The organism is Bacillus pinisoli (genome assembly GCF_023036475.1).
In the GTDB taxonomy this organism is placed as follows: Bacteria; Bacillota; Bacilli; order Bacillales; family SA4; genus Bacillus_BS; species Bacillus_BS pinisoli.
Window position 1 is genome coordinate 1 of sequence record NZ_JAJQKI010000008.1, and the last position, 20,593, is coordinate 20,593.

A 20,593-nucleotide genomic window follows, 5' to 3' on the forward strand; every position below is an offset into this window, starting at 1 on the left:
ACTCTTTGGTAGAGGTTTCTTTAGGATTGAAAGGTGTTGAGTATATGGTTGAAGATATGATTGAGGTAGACGGATTAGTCAAACGGTATGAAAAGCACACCGCGGTAAGTGGTGTGACATTCAAAGTGAAAGCAGGAGAGGTTTTCGGTTTACTTGGACCGAATGGTGCCGGTAAAACCACAACGATTGAAATGCTGGTGGGTCTTCGAAAGCCCGATGAAGGGACGGCTCGACTGGCTGGATTTGATATTCGGAAAGAGATTGGTAAAGTAAAAGAAGTAATTGGGATTCAGCTTCAATCTACCTCATTATTTGAATTATTAACAATCCAAGAAATTATGGAGATGTATGCAAGCTTTTATCCAAGTCATGTATCAATACCAGGAATAATAGAAGAAGTGTTATTAACAGAAAAGAAAAAGGCACGCATTAAAACCTTATCTGGTGGCCAGAAACAGCGATTAGCCATTGCACTCGCATTAATTCATGACCCTAAAATTGTTTTTCTCGACGAACCAACAACAGGCTTAGATCCCCAAGCAAGAAGAACATTATGGGATATTATTGAAAACCTGAAAGCAAAAGGTAAAACGGTTGTGCTTTCCACGCATTATATGGATGAAGCACATGTGCTATGTGATCGAATTGCTATTATGGACCAAGGTAAGTTAATAGCGCTTGATACACCTGCTACGTTAGTGAAAAATCTTCAATCAGATAGTGCGGTGGAATTTTCACTTTTACATAATGAAGATGTTTCTTTTTTACATTCATTACAAGGAGTAAAGCAAGTGAGCAATCGAAATGAACGATATGTTTTATACACAGATTCCATTCAGCTAACGTTAACGGATTTAATTCAACAAGCATCGAATCAAAACATCAATCTCCAAGATCTTCAGACGAGAACTTCAACATTAGAGGATGTATTTATTCATATGACAGGAAGGAGTCTACGAGAATGAAGGCATACTGGCAACTAACATTAGCCCAACTCCGAATCTTTTCACGCAATCGCCAAGTACTCTTCTTCACACTGCTGTTTCCGCTAATTCTGATGATTGCATTAGGAACATTTGTCGGTTCGGGTGGTGGCGTCTCCATCTCACTTTCGATTGTAAATGAAGATGATACGAGTGCTTCAAAAGAGCTTGTCTCTCTATTTAAAGAAAATGAAGCGATGACTGTCGATGAATCTGATGATCTAAAGGCAGCGCTTGACCGACTAGAAAAAGGCGATGTACAAATTGTCATGGTACTTCCAAAAGGCTATGGAGATTCCATATCGACTAGAACTGAACAGGATCCCGCCTATACATTACCTGTTTACTATAACGAAACCAATATGTCTGCTTCACAGATCGGGCTCGCCGTCGTGAATGCAACTATTGATCAATGGAGTAAGAAAGAGACCAACTATACTCCAATAGTTGATATTGAATCTAAAGGGGTCCGTGCACTAGACATTGGATACATTGACTTTCTAGTACCAGGTATTGTCGCCATGATGATTATGAGTAACAACATGAATGGTGTTGCTGGTCAAATCTCAGCTTGGCGAGAACGAGGTATTTTGAGAAGAATGCAAGGTACAAGACTAAAAGCCTCAACATTTATCGCAGCTCAAATTACGGCAAGACTCTTATTAAACGGATTGCAAGCTTTACTCGTTTTACTCATTGCTAACTTAGTCTTTGGTGTCAATGTGAGTGGCTCGTGGTTGGTGTTAATTGGATTTGTCATTTTAGGAACATTGGCTTTCATGGCACTTGGGTTTATCATTGCAGGCATTGCAAAGAATCCTGAAAGTGCTGGACCGATTGCCGGGTTTGCAACATTTCCGATGCTCTTTTTAGGTGGCGTCTTTTTCCCTATTAGCAATATGCCAGACTTTCTCCAACCTATTGTGAAAATTTTACCTATTGCTCATTTAAGCACAGCTCTTCGTGAAACGATGAATGTGGGGACATCTTTAACTGGACTTTGGGTGGAAGGACTCATTCTTAGTGGGTGGGCTATTGTTGCCTTCTTTATTGCCAGTCGTACTTTTAAATGGGAATAAGGTATGGTTGACAGCTGACTGGAAAATAACTGAAAGGACGTTCCAGTCACGGTACGTAACTGGAAGACAATCAATAAACTTGTAGTGATGTCAAAGGAAATGTAAAGTTAGGATTTTAAAGAACAAGTCTAACAAACGGTGATAAACATGATACATACCTTCAAAGATGAAACGATACGTTTTGAAATCAAGTATAAAAACAGAGGTACTATTGGAATCTCAATAGATGGCTATGGAAATATTGAAGTTCTTGCTCCAAAGAAGACACCTAATCATCGTGTCATTGAGGTGTTAGAGGCAAATTGGGATCTTATCCAAAACAAAGTAATGGAAATAGAGGAACGGCTGAACGGACCTCAGGAAAAAGTATATGAAAATGATGAGAATTTTCTATATCTAGGTAAGACCTATCCTATAAAAATTACGCAAGATTCAAGTACACCAAAAGACCGGGTAGAGTTTCAGGTAGAATCGTTGCATATCTATGTGAGGCAGCTTGATGATGAAACAATCAAACAAGCATTGAAGAAATTCTATTACCAGCAATGTAAGGCTTTAGTGGAGGAGAGAATCTCTTTCCATCAACCGAACTTCAAATCCAAACCACGGTCTGTACGTATTATTGACAGTACAACCAAATGGGGAACCTGTGATTCTAATCTCCAATTAACCTTTAACTGGAAACTAGCAATGGCTCCACTTGAAGTCATCGATTATGTAGTCGTTCATGAAATGTGTCATATGGTTCATTTAAACCATGACCGTTCCTTTTGGCGTCTTGTTGGGAAGATCATGCCTGACTATAAAGAGAAAGAGGCTTGGTTGGGAATGTCTAGTTGGAGGATGACGGTTTAGTTTTATTAAATATGTAAGAAAGTATAAATTTCTATTGTTCTTTTCTAACGATTTTGTGTAGTAATCCAGCTCCAGCGCCCAGCCCCTCGAGGTCAAATAACCCTATGACAAATAAAAGGAAAAACCACCTTTTCTTTGTCATAGGAACATTTGCTTGTCGGAGCTAAACGGGGCGCTTGCGCCTTTTGATCTTGGAAATGAACGAATGGTTGATAGATATATTACTGAAAAGGAATAGAAAATAGAAAAGGGTACCCCAGTAAAATTTTACTAAGGTACCCTATAATCTTTATTTAAAACACTTTCGTAGTCCAATCCTCACAATTCCAAATATCAGTCGCAATTTCACGATAGAAATCAGGTTCGTGTGATACCATCAAGATACTACCGCGATATTCCTGTAAAGCACGCTTCAATTCTTCTTTTGCATCCACATCCAAGTGATTGGTAGGTTCGTCTAGAATTAATAAATTCGTTTCTGTGTTTAGAATTTTACACAATCTAACTTTGGCTTTTTCACCACCAGAAAGGACTTCGATTTTACTTTCAATATGCTTCGTCGTTAATCCACATTTTGCAAGAGCAGCACGGACTTCAGCCTGATTCATACCTGGGAACTCACTCCAAATTTCTTCAATACAAGTGTTGTAGTTGGACTGTTTAACTTCCTGCTCGAAGTACCCAATGTATTGGTACTCACCACGTTCCACTTTACCCGAAATTGGATTAATCAACCCAAGAATACTTTTTAAAAGAGTAGACTTTCCAATACCGTTTGCACCCACAAAGGCAATTTTTTGTCCGCGTTCCATTTTCAAATTTAGTGGGCGAGAAAGTGGATCATTGTATCCAATAACTAGATTCTCTGTCTCGAAAATCCAACGACTAGCTGCGCGAGCTTCTTTGAATTTAAACTCAGGTTTTGGCTTTTCTTTCCCTAATTCGATAACTTCCATTTTGTCCAGCTTCTTCTGACGAGACATCGCCATATTCCGAGTTGCAACACTTGCCTTGTTACGAGCAACGAAATCTTTCAAATCAGCAATTTCTTGTTGTTGACGCTTGTAAGCAGACTCTAGCTGTTGCTTCTTCATTTCATATACTTTTAAGAAGTTATCATAGTCACCAACATATCGATTCAGCTCTTGGTTTTCCATATGATAAATCAAGTTAACAACATTGTTCAAAAATGGAATATCATGTGAAATCAAGATAAATGCATTCTCATATTCCTGTAAATATCGCTTCAACCACTCAATATGTTGTTCATCTAAATAGTTTGTTGGTTCGTCTAATAATAGGATTTCAGGTTTTTCTAGCAAGAGCTTAGCTAGCAAAACTTTAGTACGTTGCCCACCGCTAAGATCATCTACATCTCGATCGAGTCCAACATCGTCTAATCCTAGACCACGAGCAACTTCCTCAACTTTTGAATTAATTAGATAGAAGTCATTACTATCTAACGTTTCTTGTAGCTCTCCAACTTCTTCGAGTAACGCATCGATATCAGCACCTTCATCACCCATCTTTGCATAAAGTTCATTAATTTCTGCTTCAGCATCAAAAAGATATTGAAAAGCAGTACTCAAGGCTTCACGCATCGTAGTACCTTTTTGAAGTACAGCATGCTGATCTAAATAACCAACACGAACCTTACGTGACCATTCCACTTTCCCCTCGTCGGGTTGTAGTTTCCCAGTGACAATATTCATGAAAGTAGACTTACCTTCACCATTTGCCCCAACTAGTCCAACATGTTCGCCTTTTAAAAGCCTGAAAGACACATCATTAAAAATGGCACGATCACCGAAACCATGACTTAAACCTTGTACATTTAATACGCTCATTTTTTTACCCCTTATCTAATTTCACTTGTCCTATGTGGATATCTTACTAGATTTAGACTAAATTCTCTATCTTATTTTCTTGGCAAATTCTATGAACTTGTGGGTGAAAGCAGGGGGAACAGTTCGAGTACCGAGCGGACGGTTCTACTGGTTAAGGCTCTATCGGAATTTCAAATGCCGTTCAATGGCTAATGAATAATAAAATAAAGTAATGAAACAAGACAACACCTACTAGGGAGTTGTCTTGTTTTTCCTTAATACTATTATTTATTTACTTCTCATGCTCTTAACTGTATAGAGAAGGGTGAACAAGAAAATGAACCCAGCAAGTATAAAAGAAAGGTTTGCATAATTTAAATGGTCCCCTGCATGCTCAACACCAATGCCAATAAACGCCCATACAAACACAAGTGGAAATAGGTAATCTTCTTTGGATAACGTAAATGAAATAGCTAGAATGGTAGCCACTATGAGTTCAAGATATCCCCAAGTTAATGAAGATATTCCAAATACATTCCAATTTATATCAGTTAAATAATAGGTGATATTAATAATCGTTGCAATGGAGATCCAACCAAGATAAATGGAAAATGGAGCTAAATCAATTAGAGCAGGTTCCGTAACCTTTATTTTTCTATAAAGAGCAATTAAAGTGGCTAATAAGCAGACCATGATCATAACGGAAAGACCAAAATAATTGTAATGCCACGCAAAAATCCATGAAGAATTTAATATACAACTTAATATAAATAACCAACTTGTGTTTTGATATAATGGCAAGTTTCTTCTGCTCTTAGTTATTTGCCGGATGATCCATATGGCGAGTAACCCATAAATGACAGACCAAATCGAGAAAACATAACCTGCAGGAGTAATGAAAAGATCCAGTCGATCACTGATTTCCTTTGTAGTCTGGTCATTTAATGGAAGGGTAACCGCTAAAGTATTCACAATAATGACAAGAATAAAAGCGATGATATTCAATATAAGTTTCAGCAATATAAAAGACTCCTCTTTACTATATTATATAAGGGCAATAGGTACAGGGACTTTGTCCTTTCCAATTAGAACAAAGTCCCTGTCCCCTTGAATCTTAAAACGAAATTATTTTGTTATTTTAAGGAAAGTATCATCCTCAACAGTTGCCGTGTTTTTCCCATCGTATTGATCCCACTCATAGGTATTTCCCTGCATTTCACCAATTCTTATATTAGTAGTTTTGGCTGAAGCTGTTACATTTGGTGTGGTCGAAATTCTACCGTTTTTACCCATTGTAAGCTCTGTAGGTGGATTAAATGCATAGGAATGAAAATACCAATTTTTAATCATGTTGTGCCTGGCTGTCTGATTTGTCGATGGTATATAATCTGGACGAAGGATCGAGAAGGCTGTTAAAGTTTCTAGCTCTGGATTGCTATCGGCGCCCCATGTATCTGAAAGTGTTGATGACTTATATTGCTCGAAGACGACCCCTTTGGCTTTTAACTCTTTTACATAACTATTAACGGTTGCTCCTGTTGAGCTCCCATTTAAGTAACTCTTACTTCCACTCGTCCAGTACGGGTCTAGTAATGCTACTCTGTTTGGTAATAGATTGCTCTGGAGATTCCCGGCATCTACTTGGTCACTAACCAATTTCACTAGTCGAACAGCCATTTGATTGCCTAATGAATGTCCAGCAATTCGAATATTACTGCCTTGATAACCTGAAAGCGCTTCTGTAAAGGATGCATAAAATAATTCTCCAGCACTTACGGTTGGCATATTGTCTGTTCTATAAAAACCATATATATCCTTCCAACGCATTCCTACAGATGTAGAAGCGGACCAAATCTTATTTTCCGCGGAGGCAACGAAACTTTCGTCTGAAAGCTGATTCCAATAGAAGATTCCAATATTCCACCCTGCATCAACCCATGCATCTCCAAAATTAATGTTCAAGCCATAGGTTGAGTCGTTATTTTTCCCATTGAAGTTTTCTCTAAATAAAGAACTCGTTGTACCGGGCTGCCAGCCATGAACATAAATAAAGGTTGGCTTACTCGGATCAAAATAAGGATTGCTTTGACCTGAGACGAATTTTTCCGAGACATTCCCTTTACCATACCAATAAATTCCCGTATCAAGGGTCTTCCCATCATACGTACTGGCAGCGCTTGCAGAATTAACAAAGCTTAAACTACTTAAAAGAAATAGTAATACTAAACTAACCGAGATGAATTTTTTTAACACCATTTTACCCCCTAATATATAAATTTGAGAAAAATATACGTATCTTAGAAAATATAATTCTAATAATGGATATGTTGAGTAATTTTAATTATTCAAAAAGACTATAGAAGTAAGTAATAAGTCAGAGGAGATCTACCTATGAGCCTAGTAGATTTAAAACCTTGCCATTTAACAAGGACTTACTAGAGAGGACTTTTAATGTAGGACAGGAGGGACAGGTGCTTTGTCCCTTCTTACTGAGACAAGGTCCCTGTCCCCATGGATTCCATGGATTTCCTTAGAAAAGTAACAATCCTAGTGATATGACGGCTCCACTTACAAATAAGATAACGACACAATATCCCATAATGTCCTTCGCCTTTAAGCCAGCGATTGCCAGTGCCGGAAGAGCCCAGAATGGTTGGATTAAATTCGTCCAAGCATCTCCCCAAGCGACAGCCATTGCTGTTTTCGCATAGGATACATCCAGTGCGTCAGCAGCAGCTAACATTACTGGTGCTTGAACAGCCCACTGACCTCCACCAGAAGGAACGAAGAAGTTAACGATACCAGCACTTATAAATGTGAATAGAGGGAACGTAAACTCATTAGAGATGGACACAAATGCCTCAGACATTACTGCGGCAAGACCTGAAGCTGTCATCATCCCCATAATACCAGCGTAAAACGGGAATTGGATGATAATCCCCCCAGCACCCTTTACAGCATCAAGCACAGACTCCAAAAATCTTCGAGGAGTACCATGGAATAGAATACCAAGGAATAAGAAAATAAAGTTAACGATATTTAAGTTTAAGTTAAAGCCACTGTTCACAAAATAGTAAACTAAGAATGCTAAACCTAATAGACCAACTAATAATGAAACGATAAAGCTATTTTCAATCTTTTCAGCAGGAGTCATCGCTGAATGTTCAATAGTCGCAGCTTGAAAGTTAGATGAACCTTCAAGTAACTCAGGGCTTACGGTAATGGTTTCTTCCTTAGATGGATGCATGAAGCGATTTAAGACAGGTAAAATTAAGAAAAGGGCTAACACAATGATTACGTTAAAAGTAGCAAAAATTGTTTGACTAGTAGGAATGATGCCAATTAAATCCTGTGAAAAATGTCCCTCGGTCGCAATCGTAAGTGGAATGGAACCAGAAAATCCACCATGCCACACAACGAATCCACTGTAAGCGCTTGCAATTAATAGCCGGTAATCGACATTAGAAACCTTTTTTGCAAGCTCCTTTGCAAACAGGGCTCCGATTACAAGTCCAAATCCCCAGTTAATCCAGCTCGCAATAATCGAAATAACCGTAACTAAAATGATTGCTTGACCTGGTGATTTTGCTTTAGAAGCCAGAGCGCCAAGCCCTTTCTTAAACAATGGACTGCTTGCCAACACATAACCGGTAACTAATACTAACACCATTTGCATCGAGAAGGCTAACAGACTCCAAAAACCGTCACCCCAATACTGAACCATGTTCATTGTTGAGCTTTCCGTAAGCAATAGGCCAAGCCCGAATACAACAAACGTTAAAATGACAACAAACAAAAACGGATCGGGCAAATAACGCTGCATAATACGATTAAAAAACGAAATAACGACCTTCACTTGGAAAACCTCCTTAATAGTAGTTTGTGGTTTGCACATAGATATATTTACTACATTAATTATTGATATCCTTCAAATTGTGATATTAGAAGTATAGAAGAGGAGAATATTATTCTATTTTGTTGTGATGTTGCCTTCTTTTGCAGTGAGGGTATTGTTACGTTTTCTTGTTGAATAGTTTGTTATGTATATATGTCGACAGTAGGTACAGTTACTTTGTCCTTTCCAATGGGGACAAGTTTCCTGTACCCATGGATTTTCAACAAAATCCTCGATTTAAGCGAAAGACTATGTTCAAATTCATTAATCAAAAAATCGTGTTAATAGATGGAGAGTGGTGAACTCAACTAATGATTGATTATGAGCTGGGTGTATCGGAATATAAGAGATTTATAGTCAAGCGTATAGACACTGATTATTTTAGTGAAGAGGAACTGTAGAAGGGAATTATTTCTACTTGTACAAAGTAAGTAGGAGAGCTGTCACTTCCATCGTTTTCCTAACGTTATAAAACACCAATCCTGATAAAATGAAGGGTGAGGTGTTTTATATGTTTATATCCCAAATGTTACTACACAAAACGGAGCAACCCTTTGACTCCGATGATTATATAACAGAATTAAAACTAGACGGAATTCGTTTATTATATGCAGTTGATTTACATGGTAAAGTACGTCTTTACACTCGTCATAAAATGAAGTTACATCAAAGTTCCCGGAGTTAGTTGCCTTAAATAGTATTCCACCAGGCACCGTACTAGACGGAGAGCTGATCGTTACAAACGAGGATGGGAAGCCTGACTTTGAAGCGGTCATGAGTCGTTTTCAGTCTAAGCGATCAAATTACAAGATTAGTTATGTAGTCTTTGATGTGCTACTTCATCAGGGAGAATCCGTAGCTAGCCTGCTGTTATTGCAGCGAAAGGAACTACTGACGGAGTTGATTCAAACAGACACTGACTTACTAGCAAAATCTCAGTTTATTGAAGGTAACGATGTTGCCTTTTTTGAGTTAACGAAGGCACAGTCACTTGAGGGGATTGTCTTGAAAAAGAAAGAATCCAAGTATGAAATAGGGAAGCGTAGTCACTCTTGGTTAAAGTGTATTAATTATCAGTATGCTGATGTGCTTGTTACTGGTTATCGTAAGAATGAGTTTGGGTGGTTACTTAGTGATTATAACGGAAAGTCTCTTGGGTTTATGGAGTTTGGGGTTCCTGAGCATGAAAGAAAACGAGGGTACCAGGCTAAGAGATTGCATGAGAGTTCGGAGTTTGTTTATATAGAGCCGTTTGAGACTAAAGTTAAGTTACGGGAGTATACGAAAGCTGGATTATTGCGTTTACCTTCGCTCGCTTAAGTGGCGGGTTTTTTTGATATAGGCAATACCCTGTTATATAAGCGTGTAGTTTAAATGATGAACAAGTTAAAAATCAATTTTAAAGCTACAATCCTAAATACTTATACTAATATGACCTTATAAAGTAACCTTAATGCCATGTGAATTTATATTGGATTTTTTTGTAATATTTTGTTGAAAATTCGTTGATAAACTACTAAGGTTGAAATATATAAATCCTCATTGAAAGAGCAAGTAAACGGTTATTTATATATGAGTAGTGTATATATTTTTTACTTGAATAAAAACAGGCAAGGTGCAGTTTGCATAAAGCTAGAAGTATTAGAAATGTTATGGGTTTGCAGAGATAAAAAATTCATCATTGGTTATTGAAACAAATGCGTATGTATTGCTAGATTCTATAGTACTAATTCAATGGAGATTTTATTTGTTTTCTAATAAGTGAGGGGATTTTAAATGAATGTGGATTACAAGAATATTACTATATTATCTGAAATTGAAAAGAAAGTTAAAACTCTTAATAAGCTAAGAAACACGAGAATAAAAATGAGTCTCCGTTTAAAGAAATATAGTGAAAGATGGAAGGCGATTTTGTTTGTGATGAATATTGAGGCAGTTGTTTTTGTGTTATTGTCCCTTGGAGGGGAAGAAATTGACTCAATATTTACAGGAGCTACATTTAGTATACTAGCAGGAATTTTTTCAATTTATGTTATCCTGATTCAGTACTATATTAATGAGCTTAATTATAACGAAAGAGCATTAAAGGTACATTATCATCAATTAGATATAGAAGACCTAATTTTAAGACTAAAAGATTTATTAATTAAAGATAATAGTGATAAAAACAGGTTAACAGAAAAGGATTATTTAGAAGAATTTAATACTATAATGTTTGAGTATCAAACATTATTAAAAAATAATGAGAATCATCATCCGATAGACTTTGAAGTAAGCATGAGGGAAAAGGCAGAAAATAGTGACAAACTAAAGAGAATTTTTGATCTAACTGTCGATAATATAGTCCTTTCCTTTAATTTGGTGCTAATAATCTTATTACCTATAGTAACCACTGTAATTCTTCTAGCTATGAGGTAGTTACTATGATAAGTGTATAAAAAATTTGGAGTTAGCTTATAAATATGTCTTTGTAAGTTTAATACAATTATAACCCTCAAACTGTTGCAAAAATGAATGTTAAAAGACCTTGGAAAGAATGCAGTATAAAAAAGTCAATGCAGAATGCTGAAATTTATCCCCCTGTGTGTGTTGAAGAATCTATGTAACCAGTAGAACCATACCACTGGTATCATTTAATTGAGAAACTATATGCCCCTAGTAGAATTTTTATTAGACTTTTTTACTTTTTATCATTATCTTACTGAATTATGCTGTGTAATCACTATAAGGGGAGGAAGTTGTTTATGTCTAAAAGAGATATATCATTAGTAGAATATACCTGTCCAAGTAATAGAAGACGTGTGAAATTAAATGAAATTTATAGAGGTAATACCAGTATAAGTAAATTAGAATTAGCCATAGCAATTGCTAGAACCATCCTAAAGGATCCATATAAATTACCATTCTTAATATATCAGACTGGATCATCTCTACTCTTTTTAAAATATGTAATTACTAAGGATAGAAATCTGTCATTAATTGATGGTGCTAATAATTTGTTTAGGGATTTCTCACGAAGTTCGAGAATAGGGGAGTTGGCGCAAGGAGTTTCATATTTATTTGCTCTGAATTACTTAAAGTTCCCATGTTTAATAGACTTTAAGGATTATACTAGAATCGAGCTACTTCCCGAACCAAACTTAAATGAAAGTACTCCTGACTTTGTTATGTATGATCCATCAGGTGGAGATATTTTCTTGCTTGAAATTAAGGGACGATGGCCGAATGAGGTAGATTTAGTTGAGTTAAAAAAGAAGTTTAAGAAAGCATTAGAACAATGTGTAAGTGGAAATAACTATTTTATATCACGAGGTCTCACAAATCCTGTCAGAGGAACATACGGGATTATTGTCGATTTTTTTGAAAAATCACATTCTGAAATCACTACATTAAGGTTAAGTGACCCTGAGGGAAAACCAAATGGTATGATTAAAAATCAAACATCACTTATAAAACAACACTATGTAAGTTGGTTTTTAATGTTAGGGCATCTACAGACCGCTATGAGATTATATAATGGTTTAGATATAGGCGATTTTCAAGCAAGGAAAATTAACTTTAACGGTGAATTGTTCTATATATTAGACCAAAGCGAGAGTGAAATAGATACTTTGCTTTCTCATATACTTGGTGGTAATTATATTTATGGAATATCTATTAAGATATGGGACTTACTAAATTCTCCGAAAGAAATTAATAACTCTACTAGACTTACTTTTAAGTCAGTGGACAAGGAAGGTATTCATTTGTTTTCCGATGGAACTATTGTGATAGAGAATGATTATCAGAAACAATTATTAAATTCAAATAAAGAAGTAGTAACAATTAACATAGATATAGATAGATAATAATTATTAATAACTTCGTAATGTTTAATGAGAGAGATAGAATAATGGACAAAAGGGTACAAATCTCCTCTAAGGAACAAAGGGACGGACCTTCTGTTTTTTTTTTAGAAAAACGAAAGAAACGCAAGATTCGTCCCCGTGTTTATCCGGGAGTAACGAAAGCTGGATTATTACGGTTCCCTTCGCTCGCCTAAGTGGCGGAGGTTTTTATTCCATTAAATGAAATTCGAACTTCTATTTTGTAATATATGGTAGAATATTGTAGAAATTATGCAGGAAAAACCTTGCAAATGGTGAAGTACTCAAAAGTTACTATTTTAATAAATAAAAGGAATGATCCTAATGTCAGCAATAACCGAGAGTAAAATAACACAAGTATTGGATTGGGCATATGAGAAGGCAGTTAATGGCTTGCCTGGTACTGATACTGCAGCTGATTTAGCAGAAAGCTATTTAAGTAAGCATTCAGATGTTGAAAAGGCGATTGAAAGTTTAATTAGATGGCAAAATGCAAAAGGTGCAACTAGTGGATTCCTTACTGGACTGGGGGGATTAATAACTCTACCAGTAGCAATACCAGCAAATATAGCTTCTGTTATGTACGTGCAAATTAGACTGATAGCATCCATAGCACATATGAGGGGTTATGACTTAAAAGATGACCAAGTAAAGACTTTTGTGTTTGTATGCCTAACTGGTCAAGCAGCGACTGATATTTTAAAACAAGCTGGTTTAAAATTAGGTACAGCATTAGCAAAACAGGCAATAAAGAAAATTCCGGGTGAAGTTATAAAAGCAATAAACAAAGCTGTAGGTATAAGACTGGTTACTAAGTTTGGTGAAAAAGGAATTATTAATCTTGGAAAGGCAGTTCCATTGGTTGGGGGTCTTATTGGTGGAACTGTAGATGGAGTTGGAACTAATATAATTGGTAACACTGCAAAAAAGTTGTTTGTCTAAATCAAAAAGCTTATCCCATAATGCTAGAGGAGAGAATCACATATGGAGTTGGAGAAGGAGAGAGCTATATCCAACCAAAAACAGGGATTTCATAGATATTTGTTTCTTATTACAATAATAATTTCATCCATGTTAATTTCAGGTTCAATCGGATATACAGCTAGTCAAATGCGTATCAGCAATAGTGTTGGCGATACGACAGAGATTAGTACTATGAAAAACAGAGTAAATGAAGCTAGAAATAATTCATTAAAAGTAATTGAAACAGAACTACCTAAAATAATTAGCGAAATAGAAGAATACAACCAGGATGTAAATTTATTAGTTGAGAAAGTTGAGGAACTAAAGGGTAATTTAGCATTTATAAGGGATTCAATAGACAAAATTGGTACAGCATTTAAGCTTGTTAAAGGAGTCAATACTTTTGTAGATCTTCCTATTGTAGGTAACATAAGTACTAACTTAAATTTAAACATAAGTACCAATTTAGCTTTAGCTAAAAATCAACTTAATGAAATTGATAGCATAATAGTTGAGTTGGATAACTTAACGGTTCTTAAACAAGAAATGAAAGAATCTCATCAAAAGTTAAATCTTCTATATGAAGAGTATCAAAAAGAAAAAAGCATTGAACATTTATTACAAATTGAACAAGAGTTAAACTCAAACTTGATTTATCAGATTGAAGAATTAAGGAAAGCCTCTATAGAAACTAGTAAACTTTTTGAACTATCTTCAAGTGTTCTAACTGCAATAAATTCAATAAAGGATATGGGCAAAAATACGCTAGATGCAATTCAGTTTTGGAAAGAAAATGAAGGTAATTCTGTAATTGGAAAAGATATAAAAAAAAGTTTAGAAAAAGATGCTATAGTGAAGATTCAAAAGTTACCTAGTGAATTGGCTCAACGATCCAAGAGTAGTATAGCTTCAATAAACAATGTTCAAAGAGAGCTACAGACTATAAAGACAGCACAATTGATCAGTAGTGAGTGAAGGGGGGATAACCCTCTTTTATTTTTTTTGGATTTAGATAAGTTACGGTGAACCATATCACTAGTAAAGAGAGTGAAGAATTCAATTTGTTAACTAGTATATCAAATTGATAAATTTAAATTTTTTAGATCTCTATTATCCTTTAACTAAAAGAAAATCATCGTCATTTTTTGTAAGATAATGTATAATTTTGCAGGTGCATAACTTATTAAAAAGGGAGGGCTTCAAGTATGAAATTTAGGAGGGGGATCTCTAACTGTTCTATTTGGTTAAAACAAGCTTGGGTTCTAAAAAGTGTTGCTACTATATTAATTGGTCAATCTGGTATCTTTATAATTATTTTCTTTGTTGGTCCATCAAAACAAATTTCGTTAATTGAATCAATGTCACAGTATTTAGTGAAAGGTTCTTTATTTTTATCAAGTATTTCAATTGCCGGAAGTTTAATTTCTGCATACTTCTTCGATAAAAGAGAAGAGAATCAAGAATCGGTGTTTGAAATTAGTAAAAGTGGTTTAGTGTACATAATCCTTATAGGATGTTCTGCAGCAATTTCTTATGCTATTTTACCTTCTACATTTAGTCTGTATTTCCTAATTATACAAATATTAATTTTTTTAGGATTAATATACTGGAACTTCAAAATTAATCATATTATCCATAATAAGGAATCTTATTCGAATTATATTGATTTAAAAGGCAAAAATGCCATGGAGTCAGGTAAGAAGATTGAAAGTCATAACGGTGTCAGTTTTTAGAGGTAAGGGGGGAGATCAAATGTCAGCTGAATCACTGTCTTATAAGTATATAGAAATTGAACAACCTATTGGGACAATCTATATCGGAAAGCTTAATGCAGAAGATATTTATTCTATTTCATATTCGAGAATAAGAACAGAATATGAAGACGGTATTCAAAGAGTTAGAAATGAGGATCGAGTAAAGGCTATTGCTAATTATTGTAAGGACCCAGATGCAATTTTCCCCACTCCAATAATACTTTCAGGGGATTCTAAGTACGTTGAGTTCGATTTGATAAATCAAACAATAAATTTAAATTTACATTTATTAAGCAAAGATAATTATAGATTTAGTATAGTTGATGGACAGCATAGAATAGAGGGAATACATCGTTCTGGGTTTGAGAATAGATTTATATTACCTATAATGCTTATATTAGATACTACACCAGAACAAGATGCATATTTATTTTCAGTAATTAATGGTAATCAAAAACCTGTATCTAAATCACAGGTTTTAGACTTATTTTCATTGTCTAGCGAACGAACTGTCCAAAAGGTCTGTAATTACTTAGTTAAACAATTGAACTCAGACTCGGACTCAGCATTGTATAGAAAAATAAAAATGTTGGGTATAAAGGACGAAGTGTCCCCAAAAGCGACCGTATCCCAAGCAACTATAATAAAGAATTTAATTAAGTATATTTCAAGAAATGTTGAAAAAGATAACCTTGATATAAAACTTAAGCAGAAGTTAGAAATACTAGACCCTAATACTTTTATTTTTAGAGATTATTTCATAAGAGAAGAAGACGATGTTATTTATAGGGTCCTTTTGAACTATTTTAATGCAATTTATATTGTTGAAAATAATTTGTTCAATAATAAATTAATTGATGAAAAGACTATTAATTTTCTAAATAAGACTGTCGGATATACTACTAAGATACAACTTTTAAGACCACTTTATTTAAAAGGTTTAGGTAATAAATCACTAAAGGTAGAATACTTTGAATCAGAGCTTGATATGGTATTTGAGAAATATAATGAATTATACCCGAATCTTAAAATTTCAGACAATTATGGATCAAGTGAAAGTGGTGCAAAAGAGTTATATCTTGACCTTATAAATTGTTGGGTATTGTCTAATGAGGAAAATAAGAGGTATCTATCTAAAACGGAAATAGAAAAAATAGATCCTAAAAAGAATATGTAACTTTTAAAGATTTTATGACACTCTATCTATATTGGTTGATATTAATGATGATTTACAAGATGGGACTAATAGTTTAACTGGATAACTAACTAGTGAACAAATGGGCTTTCTCTATTCATAGACGATTACACACACCAGTAGATTAAAAGTCTTGGCTACTTAAACAAGTTATATAAAATTATAAAACTTAAGCTCGATACACCATCATTATTGTGTATCGGGCTTTTTTTTTTAGAATTTCTAGAAAAAGATCAATAAACAATGTAACAGTTACTTTTGTTTATGTTACAATAAAAATTACAAAAACATATGTAACTGTTACATTAGTTTGCTATACTATTAATAGATTTTGCCGAACGGGGGGATATTATGTCTAATATTAAGATTAATGTTATGAAGTCTGTACAAAAAGAAACGAATACATATTCGGGATTTTTGACAAAAAAAAATGCAGGTACTTTGTTGTTTTCTGACCATTACCCACCAATAAATAATAGACTTGGGTATCAAAGACCACCGGACCAAAAGAGGGCAGAATCTTTTGCTAAATACTTAAAGACAGTTAACTCGGCTTTTTCAACACCAGTATTGCTAAACTCTAGAACTAAAATAAAATACTATGAAGTAGCTCCCGGATTCGGTTATATAGAATTACCGGTAAAGGAATGCCTTTCAATTATAGATGGTCAACATCGCAGTTTAGGGATAATTAGACATTTTGAAGATGATATCGTTATTCCATTTTTGATATTTGAAAATTTAGAACCAGAAATAGAACAAGAACTTTTTATCACAATTAATAGAGAACAGAAAAAGGTATCCATGAGTCATGTCCATTTTATTGGTAGAAATAATGATGAATACTCAGAGGTTGCTATAAAACTAGAGTCTGATATTAATAGCCCTTGGTATCAAAATGTAAATTTAGTTGGTGCAAGAGGCACTAAGAGACCTGTTTCACTTCAATCACTAAGAAGCTCTATAATAGAACTGCTTCAAGCTGGGGAAATCAAGGTATTAAATTTTGAGCAAAAATATAATATTGCTATTGATTTTTGGAGTGTTGTCTCTGAAATTTGGCCGGAGGCATGGGATTCAAAAAAGAATTCCCTTCTAACTAAAGCAATTGGAACATTAGCATTAAGTAAATTGGGTGGCTTTATTATTCCAAATTGCTTAAACGACCAAAAAAATGGACTTAATAAAGATAAGTTAAACAGTTATCTAAGCAAGGCATCAAAAGTTAATTGGATGAGTACTGGAGATTTTAAGGGGTATTCTGGCCGTCATGGTGCAGACTTAATAAAGAATGAATTAGATTCAATAATCTTTAAGGATTGATAACATGATGATTAAATTAGTATGGGAGGGAAGACTTCCTAATTACTGGGATATTACTCAGTGGACAATTATTATAGAGGACAAGCTATACATACTAAATAAACTATCGGGTGAAAGGTCACTATTTAAATTAGATCCATTAAAAATAGAACAAGATAAAATGAAAACTACTTCTAATGTAATCCTCGGTAATTACAGTGATTTAATAATTTTAGGTAGGTTGCTTGATGCCAGGTCCCATATTAGTTTGAGAAATGTTACAGCCTACAATATTCATACTTTTCAAAGGGAATGGAGAATAAAGGAAGATTTCCTCTTTGAAAAATATAGAGTGCCATATTTTAACGGAACAAAAACATGGAATGTCGGAAAATTACAAGTAAGTCTTGCTACAGGTAAGGTTGATACTAAGTCATCAGTTGAAGATAAAAACTGTTACGAAATGCTGATAGGTCAAAATGATTTCCGTATGTTTGAATTTCAAGGAATTATAGACAACCACTATATATATTCGAACCTTTCAAATGATGAACTTTACATTGTAAAACCTGACTCGATTCTGGAAAAAATAGTTAAATTAGAAGATTTGAAACATGTTAATAAGAGTGTTTTTGGTACATTTCAGTCCGAAAGGAATAACTTGTCTAACGATTCAACTATTACCAGTGTATTAATTAATAGTTATTGTGTAGTGTGGGTTACAAATGAGAACAACGTTATTGTACATTTTTATAAAACTGAAAAAACTGTTGAGATAAAAAATGAATTCAGAGACGTAGACCTATGTCTAAATTCTATTACTAATAAGCAAGTTATATTATATGGAATAAAAAGTTATGAAGAGGGATCAATATTAATTATTAATTTGGAGGATCTTTAATGGTTTCTATAGAAGAGAAGCAAGTGGTAAAAAGTGTAGGTACGAGATTTGGCGGAATTAGTCCATCTGTTCTTAGAGAACTATCAGGAGTCTACCAGCCCTTTGTTAAGGCAGTAAAAGAAATAGTATCAAATTCTTATGATGCAGATGCAAAAAATGTTTATTTGAACTTTATAGACAATTATAAACATCTCTCGATTGAAGATGATGGACATGGAATGAATCCAATAGAGTTTATAAGAGATTATATTCGTATTGGTAAAAGCCTTGCTAAAGAGGAATATACAAAGAGTGGTAGACCTAGAATCGGAGGTAAAGGAATTGGGTTTCTGGCACCAGCTAGATATTGTGAGAGTATAAAAGTAACTACAAAAAAATCTGGTACTAGTAACTCATTTTTATTACTAGAGCCTAAAGGGAATTTAGATATAAATTTATCAGATATACTAACCACTGGGGTTAAAGATGATTTAATTCTAAAGTATATAAAAATAGATAAAGTTACTGATAAAAACGATATGGAAATAGAAGTGATTATAGAGGGATATACCTTAAAATTATTACACACAATTGAATCAATAAAAGTGTGGTACTCATTCGACTCTTCAAACATCGAACTAAGTGCAATAATTAACTTTGACCGGTTGTTCGCATTGGATTCTAGTAAGAGTTTAGAGGATATAGATAATTTTTGTGAGGTCTCATTAAAGGAAGTAAACAGTGAGAATAAGAGTGAATCTTATACAAAAATCGTTCTTAATAATATAAACGAATTTGTTCAGTATGAATTAGGTAAGAAAGGAAAAAAAGGTGCCCGTAATATTGAAAGCTATAGTGGTATTGAACAATTCCTTTGGAATCTAAGTAGAACAATACCAATTAAATCAAATATCCATAAAAACATACCAAATGAATTAAAGAAGTTTATATCTAATGACATTGATGGTGAAAACAGAGGCTATATTCTAAATGTTCATTATTCATTAGACGAAATTGACTTTAAACCACTAGCGCGTCAAATCATACAACCTGTAGAACCACTTGAGATGGAAGATGACCGTGATATAGTAAAATTAATTGAATACCAAGATGAGAATATGGAAATAAAAGGGTTTTTAATAGGACAATCAACAACGATTTTTCCTGCAGAATCTAGGGGAATACTTATTAGGGTTAAAGGTGTGGGAATTGGTGAACCGACATATTTTGACTTAGATAAAAAATTTACAGGCTCTTCAAAAGTTGCATTAAGTCAAATTTCTGGTGAAATTAACATTATTAGAGGTACAAACGCAATAGAGGATATTAATCCTGGAAGAGAAGGTTTTTATAAAGAAAGTAGAATTTACAACTTTATAAGAGAAATGTTAATTGGTGAAGATAATGAAAGATATTTCGGTTTGCTAAAGGATGTAATGGATTCAATTATCCTTAGAAGTGAAGTAAGAGCAAGTATTAATAATTTCGTTAAAAAATATGAAGGTCAGAGAACAGCAATTAAAGAAACAGCTATGATTATTGGCGAACTAGGAACCCTTAACCCAGAATTAGAAGATAAATTCTTTCTAGAAAAGGGTAGATATGAAATGTCACTTTCACCAGCAGTTCAGTATAAAGCTGAGGGTAAATTAGCTTCCTATGAAGTTAATTTAGTTGACAGTATTGATGGTCCTTACAAAATTGATTATGGTAATAAAAGGTTGCTGTTAAATAAAGAGGCAGATATTTGGAGACGCAATATTAGTATCAGAGGAATTAATTTTGATATTATTTATAAATTAGCAAATAACTCTAGTTTATTTTGCGAAGTTAATCCTAAGGCAAAAAAGATCTTTATTAATTGGAATCATCCAATGCGTGCGAGTATGGGAGATAATACTTACATTAAACATTGTTTAGCAACAGTAGCATCTGACCTTCCACAAGACCAATTAAATAATTATATTAAGGTCGTAACAAATAAAGTCCAGTAGG

Annotated in this window: 16 protein-coding genes and 1 pseudogene; 13 read left to right on the forward strand and 4 right to left on the reverse strand. The window is 34.3% G+C overall.

Features of this window, described 5'->3' with window-relative positions; all coding sequences use genetic code 11:
* The first annotated feature begins 44 nt into the window (after positions 1-44).
* From LT143_RS12460 to LT143_RS12470, 3 genes are all read left to right on the forward strand, one after another.
* The gene (locus tag LT143_RS12460) at positions 45-965 is read left to right on the forward strand and encodes an ABC transporter ATP-binding protein (protein ID WP_246943764.1); all 921 of its coding nucleotides are present in this window, start codon (positions 45-47) and stop codon (positions 963-965) included.
* Positions 962-2,062: an ABC transporter permease gene (locus tag LT143_RS12465; protein ID WP_246943438.1), complete on the forward strand. Its 1,101-nt coding sequence runs from the start codon at positions 962-964 to the stop codon at positions 2,060-2,062. The genes LT143_RS12460 and LT143_RS12465 overlap by 4 nt, the downstream gene beginning before the upstream one ends.
* Before the next feature lie 147 nt (positions 2,063-2,209).
* Complete coding sequence (locus LT143_RS12470; RefSeq protein WP_246943765.1) at positions 2,210-2,917, forward strand: M48 family metallopeptidase; 708 nt, start codon at positions 2,210-2,212, stop codon at positions 2,915-2,917.
* A 293-nt stretch (positions 2,918-3,210) separates the two neighbouring features.
* Here the strand turns inward: LT143_RS12470 and LT143_RS12475 are convergent, their stop codons facing one another.
* The 4 genes from LT143_RS12475 to LT143_RS12490 form a co-directional block, all read right to left on the reverse strand.
* On the reverse strand, positions 3,211-4,764 hold the full coding sequence (locus LT143_RS12475; protein ID WP_246943440.1) for an ABC-F family ATP-binding cassette domain-containing protein: 1,554 nt from the start codon (positions 4,762-4,764) through the stop codon (positions 3,211-3,213).
* A 267-nt stretch (positions 4,765-5,031) separates the two neighbouring features.
* Entirely contained in the window at positions 5,032-5,763 is a 732-nt protein-coding gene (locus LT143_RS12480; RefSeq protein WP_246943441.1) for a TspO/MBR family protein, read from the reverse strand.
* A 105-nt stretch (positions 5,764-5,868) separates the two neighbouring features.
* The gene (locus tag LT143_RS12485; protein ID WP_246943442.1) at positions 5,869-6,996 is read right to left on the reverse strand and encodes a hypothetical protein; all 1,128 of its coding nucleotides are present in this window, start codon (positions 6,994-6,996) and stop codon (positions 5,869-5,871) included.
* 277 nt (positions 6,997-7,273) lie between these two features.
* Entirely contained in the window at positions 7,274-8,599 is a 1,326-nt protein-coding gene (locus tag LT143_RS12490; RefSeq protein ID WP_246943443.1) for a short-chain fatty acid transporter, read from the reverse strand.
* Positions 8,600-9,149: 550 nt separating this feature from the next.
* On the opposite strand from LT143_RS12490, the pseudogene LT143_RS12495 reads away from it, so the two are divergent.
* The 10 genes and pseudogenes from LT143_RS12495 to LT143_RS12540 all read left to right on the forward strand — a co-directional run bounded on the left by LT143_RS12495 (position 9,150) and on the right by LT143_RS12540 (position 20,592).
* Positions 9,150-9,958: pseudogene (locus tag LT143_RS12495) on the forward strand (ATP-dependent DNA ligase).
* A 456-nt stretch (positions 9,959-10,414) separates the two neighbouring features.
* Positions 10,415-11,056, forward strand: a complete 642-nt coding sequence (locus LT143_RS12500) for an SLATT domain-containing protein (RefSeq protein WP_246943445.1) — start codon at positions 10,415-10,417, stop codon at positions 11,054-11,056.
* 326 nt (positions 11,057-11,382) lie between these two features.
* Complete coding sequence (locus LT143_RS12505) at positions 11,383-12,486, forward strand: hypothetical protein (protein WP_246943447.1); 1,104 nt, start codon at positions 11,383-11,385, stop codon at positions 12,484-12,486.
* Between the two features lie 342 nt (positions 12,487-12,828).
* Positions 12,829-13,446: an EcsC family protein gene (locus tag LT143_RS12510; RefSeq protein WP_246943449.1), complete on the forward strand. Its 618-nt coding sequence runs from the start codon at positions 12,829-12,831 to the stop codon at positions 13,444-13,446.
* Between the two features lie 42 nt (positions 13,447-13,488).
* Positions 13,489-14,442 (forward strand): hypothetical protein, encoded by a 954-nt coding sequence (locus LT143_RS12515; protein ID WP_246943451.1) that lies wholly within the window; start codon positions 13,489-13,491, stop codon positions 14,440-14,442.
* A gap of 230 nt (positions 14,443-14,672) precedes the next feature.
* A complete protein-coding gene (locus tag LT143_RS12520; protein ID WP_246943453.1) occupies positions 14,673-15,200 on the forward strand; it encodes a hypothetical protein in 528 nt (175 codons plus the stop codon).
* Between the two features lie 19 nt (positions 15,201-15,219).
* Positions 15,220-16,398 carry a DGQHR domain-containing protein gene (locus LT143_RS12525; protein ID WP_246943455.1) on the forward strand — a complete coding sequence of 393 codons (1,179 nt, stop codon included), beginning with the start codon at positions 15,220-15,222 and terminating at the stop codon, positions 16,396-16,398.
* A gap of 369 nt (positions 16,399-16,767) precedes the next feature.
* On the forward strand, positions 16,768-17,739 hold the full coding sequence (locus LT143_RS12530) for a DGQHR domain-containing protein (RefSeq protein ID WP_246943457.1): 972 nt from the start codon (positions 16,768-16,770) through the stop codon (positions 17,737-17,739).
* A 4-nt stretch (positions 17,740-17,743) separates the two neighbouring features.
* The gene (locus LT143_RS12535) at positions 17,744-18,619 is read left to right on the forward strand and encodes a hypothetical protein (protein ID WP_246943458.1); all 876 of its coding nucleotides are present in this window, start codon (positions 17,744-17,746) and stop codon (positions 18,617-18,619) included.
* A complete protein-coding gene (locus tag LT143_RS12540; RefSeq protein WP_246943460.1) occupies positions 18,619-20,592 on the forward strand; it encodes an ATP-binding protein in 1,974 nt (657 codons plus the stop codon). The genes LT143_RS12535 and LT143_RS12540 overlap by 1 nt, the downstream gene beginning before the upstream one ends.
* Position 20,593: the final 1 nt, after the last annotated feature.

What these genes read in the sequence shown, in the direction of transcription:
- LT143_RS12460 (WP_246943764.1), top strand. Translation starts at nt 45, where the DNA reads ATGGTTGAAGATATGATTGAGGTAGACGGATTAGTCAAACGGTATGAA.
- LT143_RS12465 (WP_246943438.1), top strand. Translation starts at nt 962, where the DNA reads ATGAAGGCATACTGGCAACTAACATTAGCCCAACTCCGAATCTTTTCA.
- LT143_RS12470 (WP_246943765.1), top strand. Translation starts at nt 2,210, where the DNA reads ATGATACATACCTTCAAAGATGAAACGATACGTTTTGAAATCAAGTAT.
- LT143_RS12475 (WP_246943440.1), bottom strand. Translation starts at nt 4,764, where the DNA reads ATGAGCGTATTAAATGTACAAGGTTTAAGTCATGGTTTCGGTGATCGT.
- LT143_RS12500 (WP_246943445.1), top strand. Translation starts at nt 10,415, where the DNA reads ATGAATGTGGATTACAAGAATATTACTATATTATCTGAAATTGAAAAG.
- LT143_RS12505 (WP_246943447.1), top strand. Translation starts at nt 11,383, where the DNA reads ATGTCTAAAAGAGATATATCATTAGTAGAATATACCTGTCCAAGTAAT.
- LT143_RS12510 (WP_246943449.1), top strand. Translation starts at nt 12,829, where the DNA reads ATGTCAGCAATAACCGAGAGTAAAATAACACAAGTATTGGATTGGGCA.
- LT143_RS12515 (WP_246943451.1), top strand. Translation starts at nt 13,489, where the DNA reads ATGGAGTTGGAGAAGGAGAGAGCTATATCCAACCAAAAACAGGGATTT.
- LT143_RS12520 (WP_246943453.1), top strand. Translation starts at nt 14,673, where the DNA reads ATGAAATTTAGGAGGGGGATCTCTAACTGTTCTATTTGGTTAAAACAA.
- LT143_RS12525 (WP_246943455.1), top strand. Translation starts at nt 15,220, where the DNA reads ATGTCAGCTGAATCACTGTCTTATAAGTATATAGAAATTGAACAACCT.
- LT143_RS12530 (WP_246943457.1), top strand. Translation starts at nt 16,768, where the DNA reads ATGTCTAATATTAAGATTAATGTTATGAAGTCTGTACAAAAAGAAACG.
- LT143_RS12535 (WP_246943458.1), top strand. Translation starts at nt 17,744, where the DNA reads ATGATGATTAAATTAGTATGGGAGGGAAGACTTCCTAATTACTGGGAT.
- LT143_RS12540 (WP_246943460.1), top strand. Translation starts at nt 18,619, where the DNA reads ATGGTTTCTATAGAAGAGAAGCAAGTGGTAAAAAGTGTAGGTACGAGA.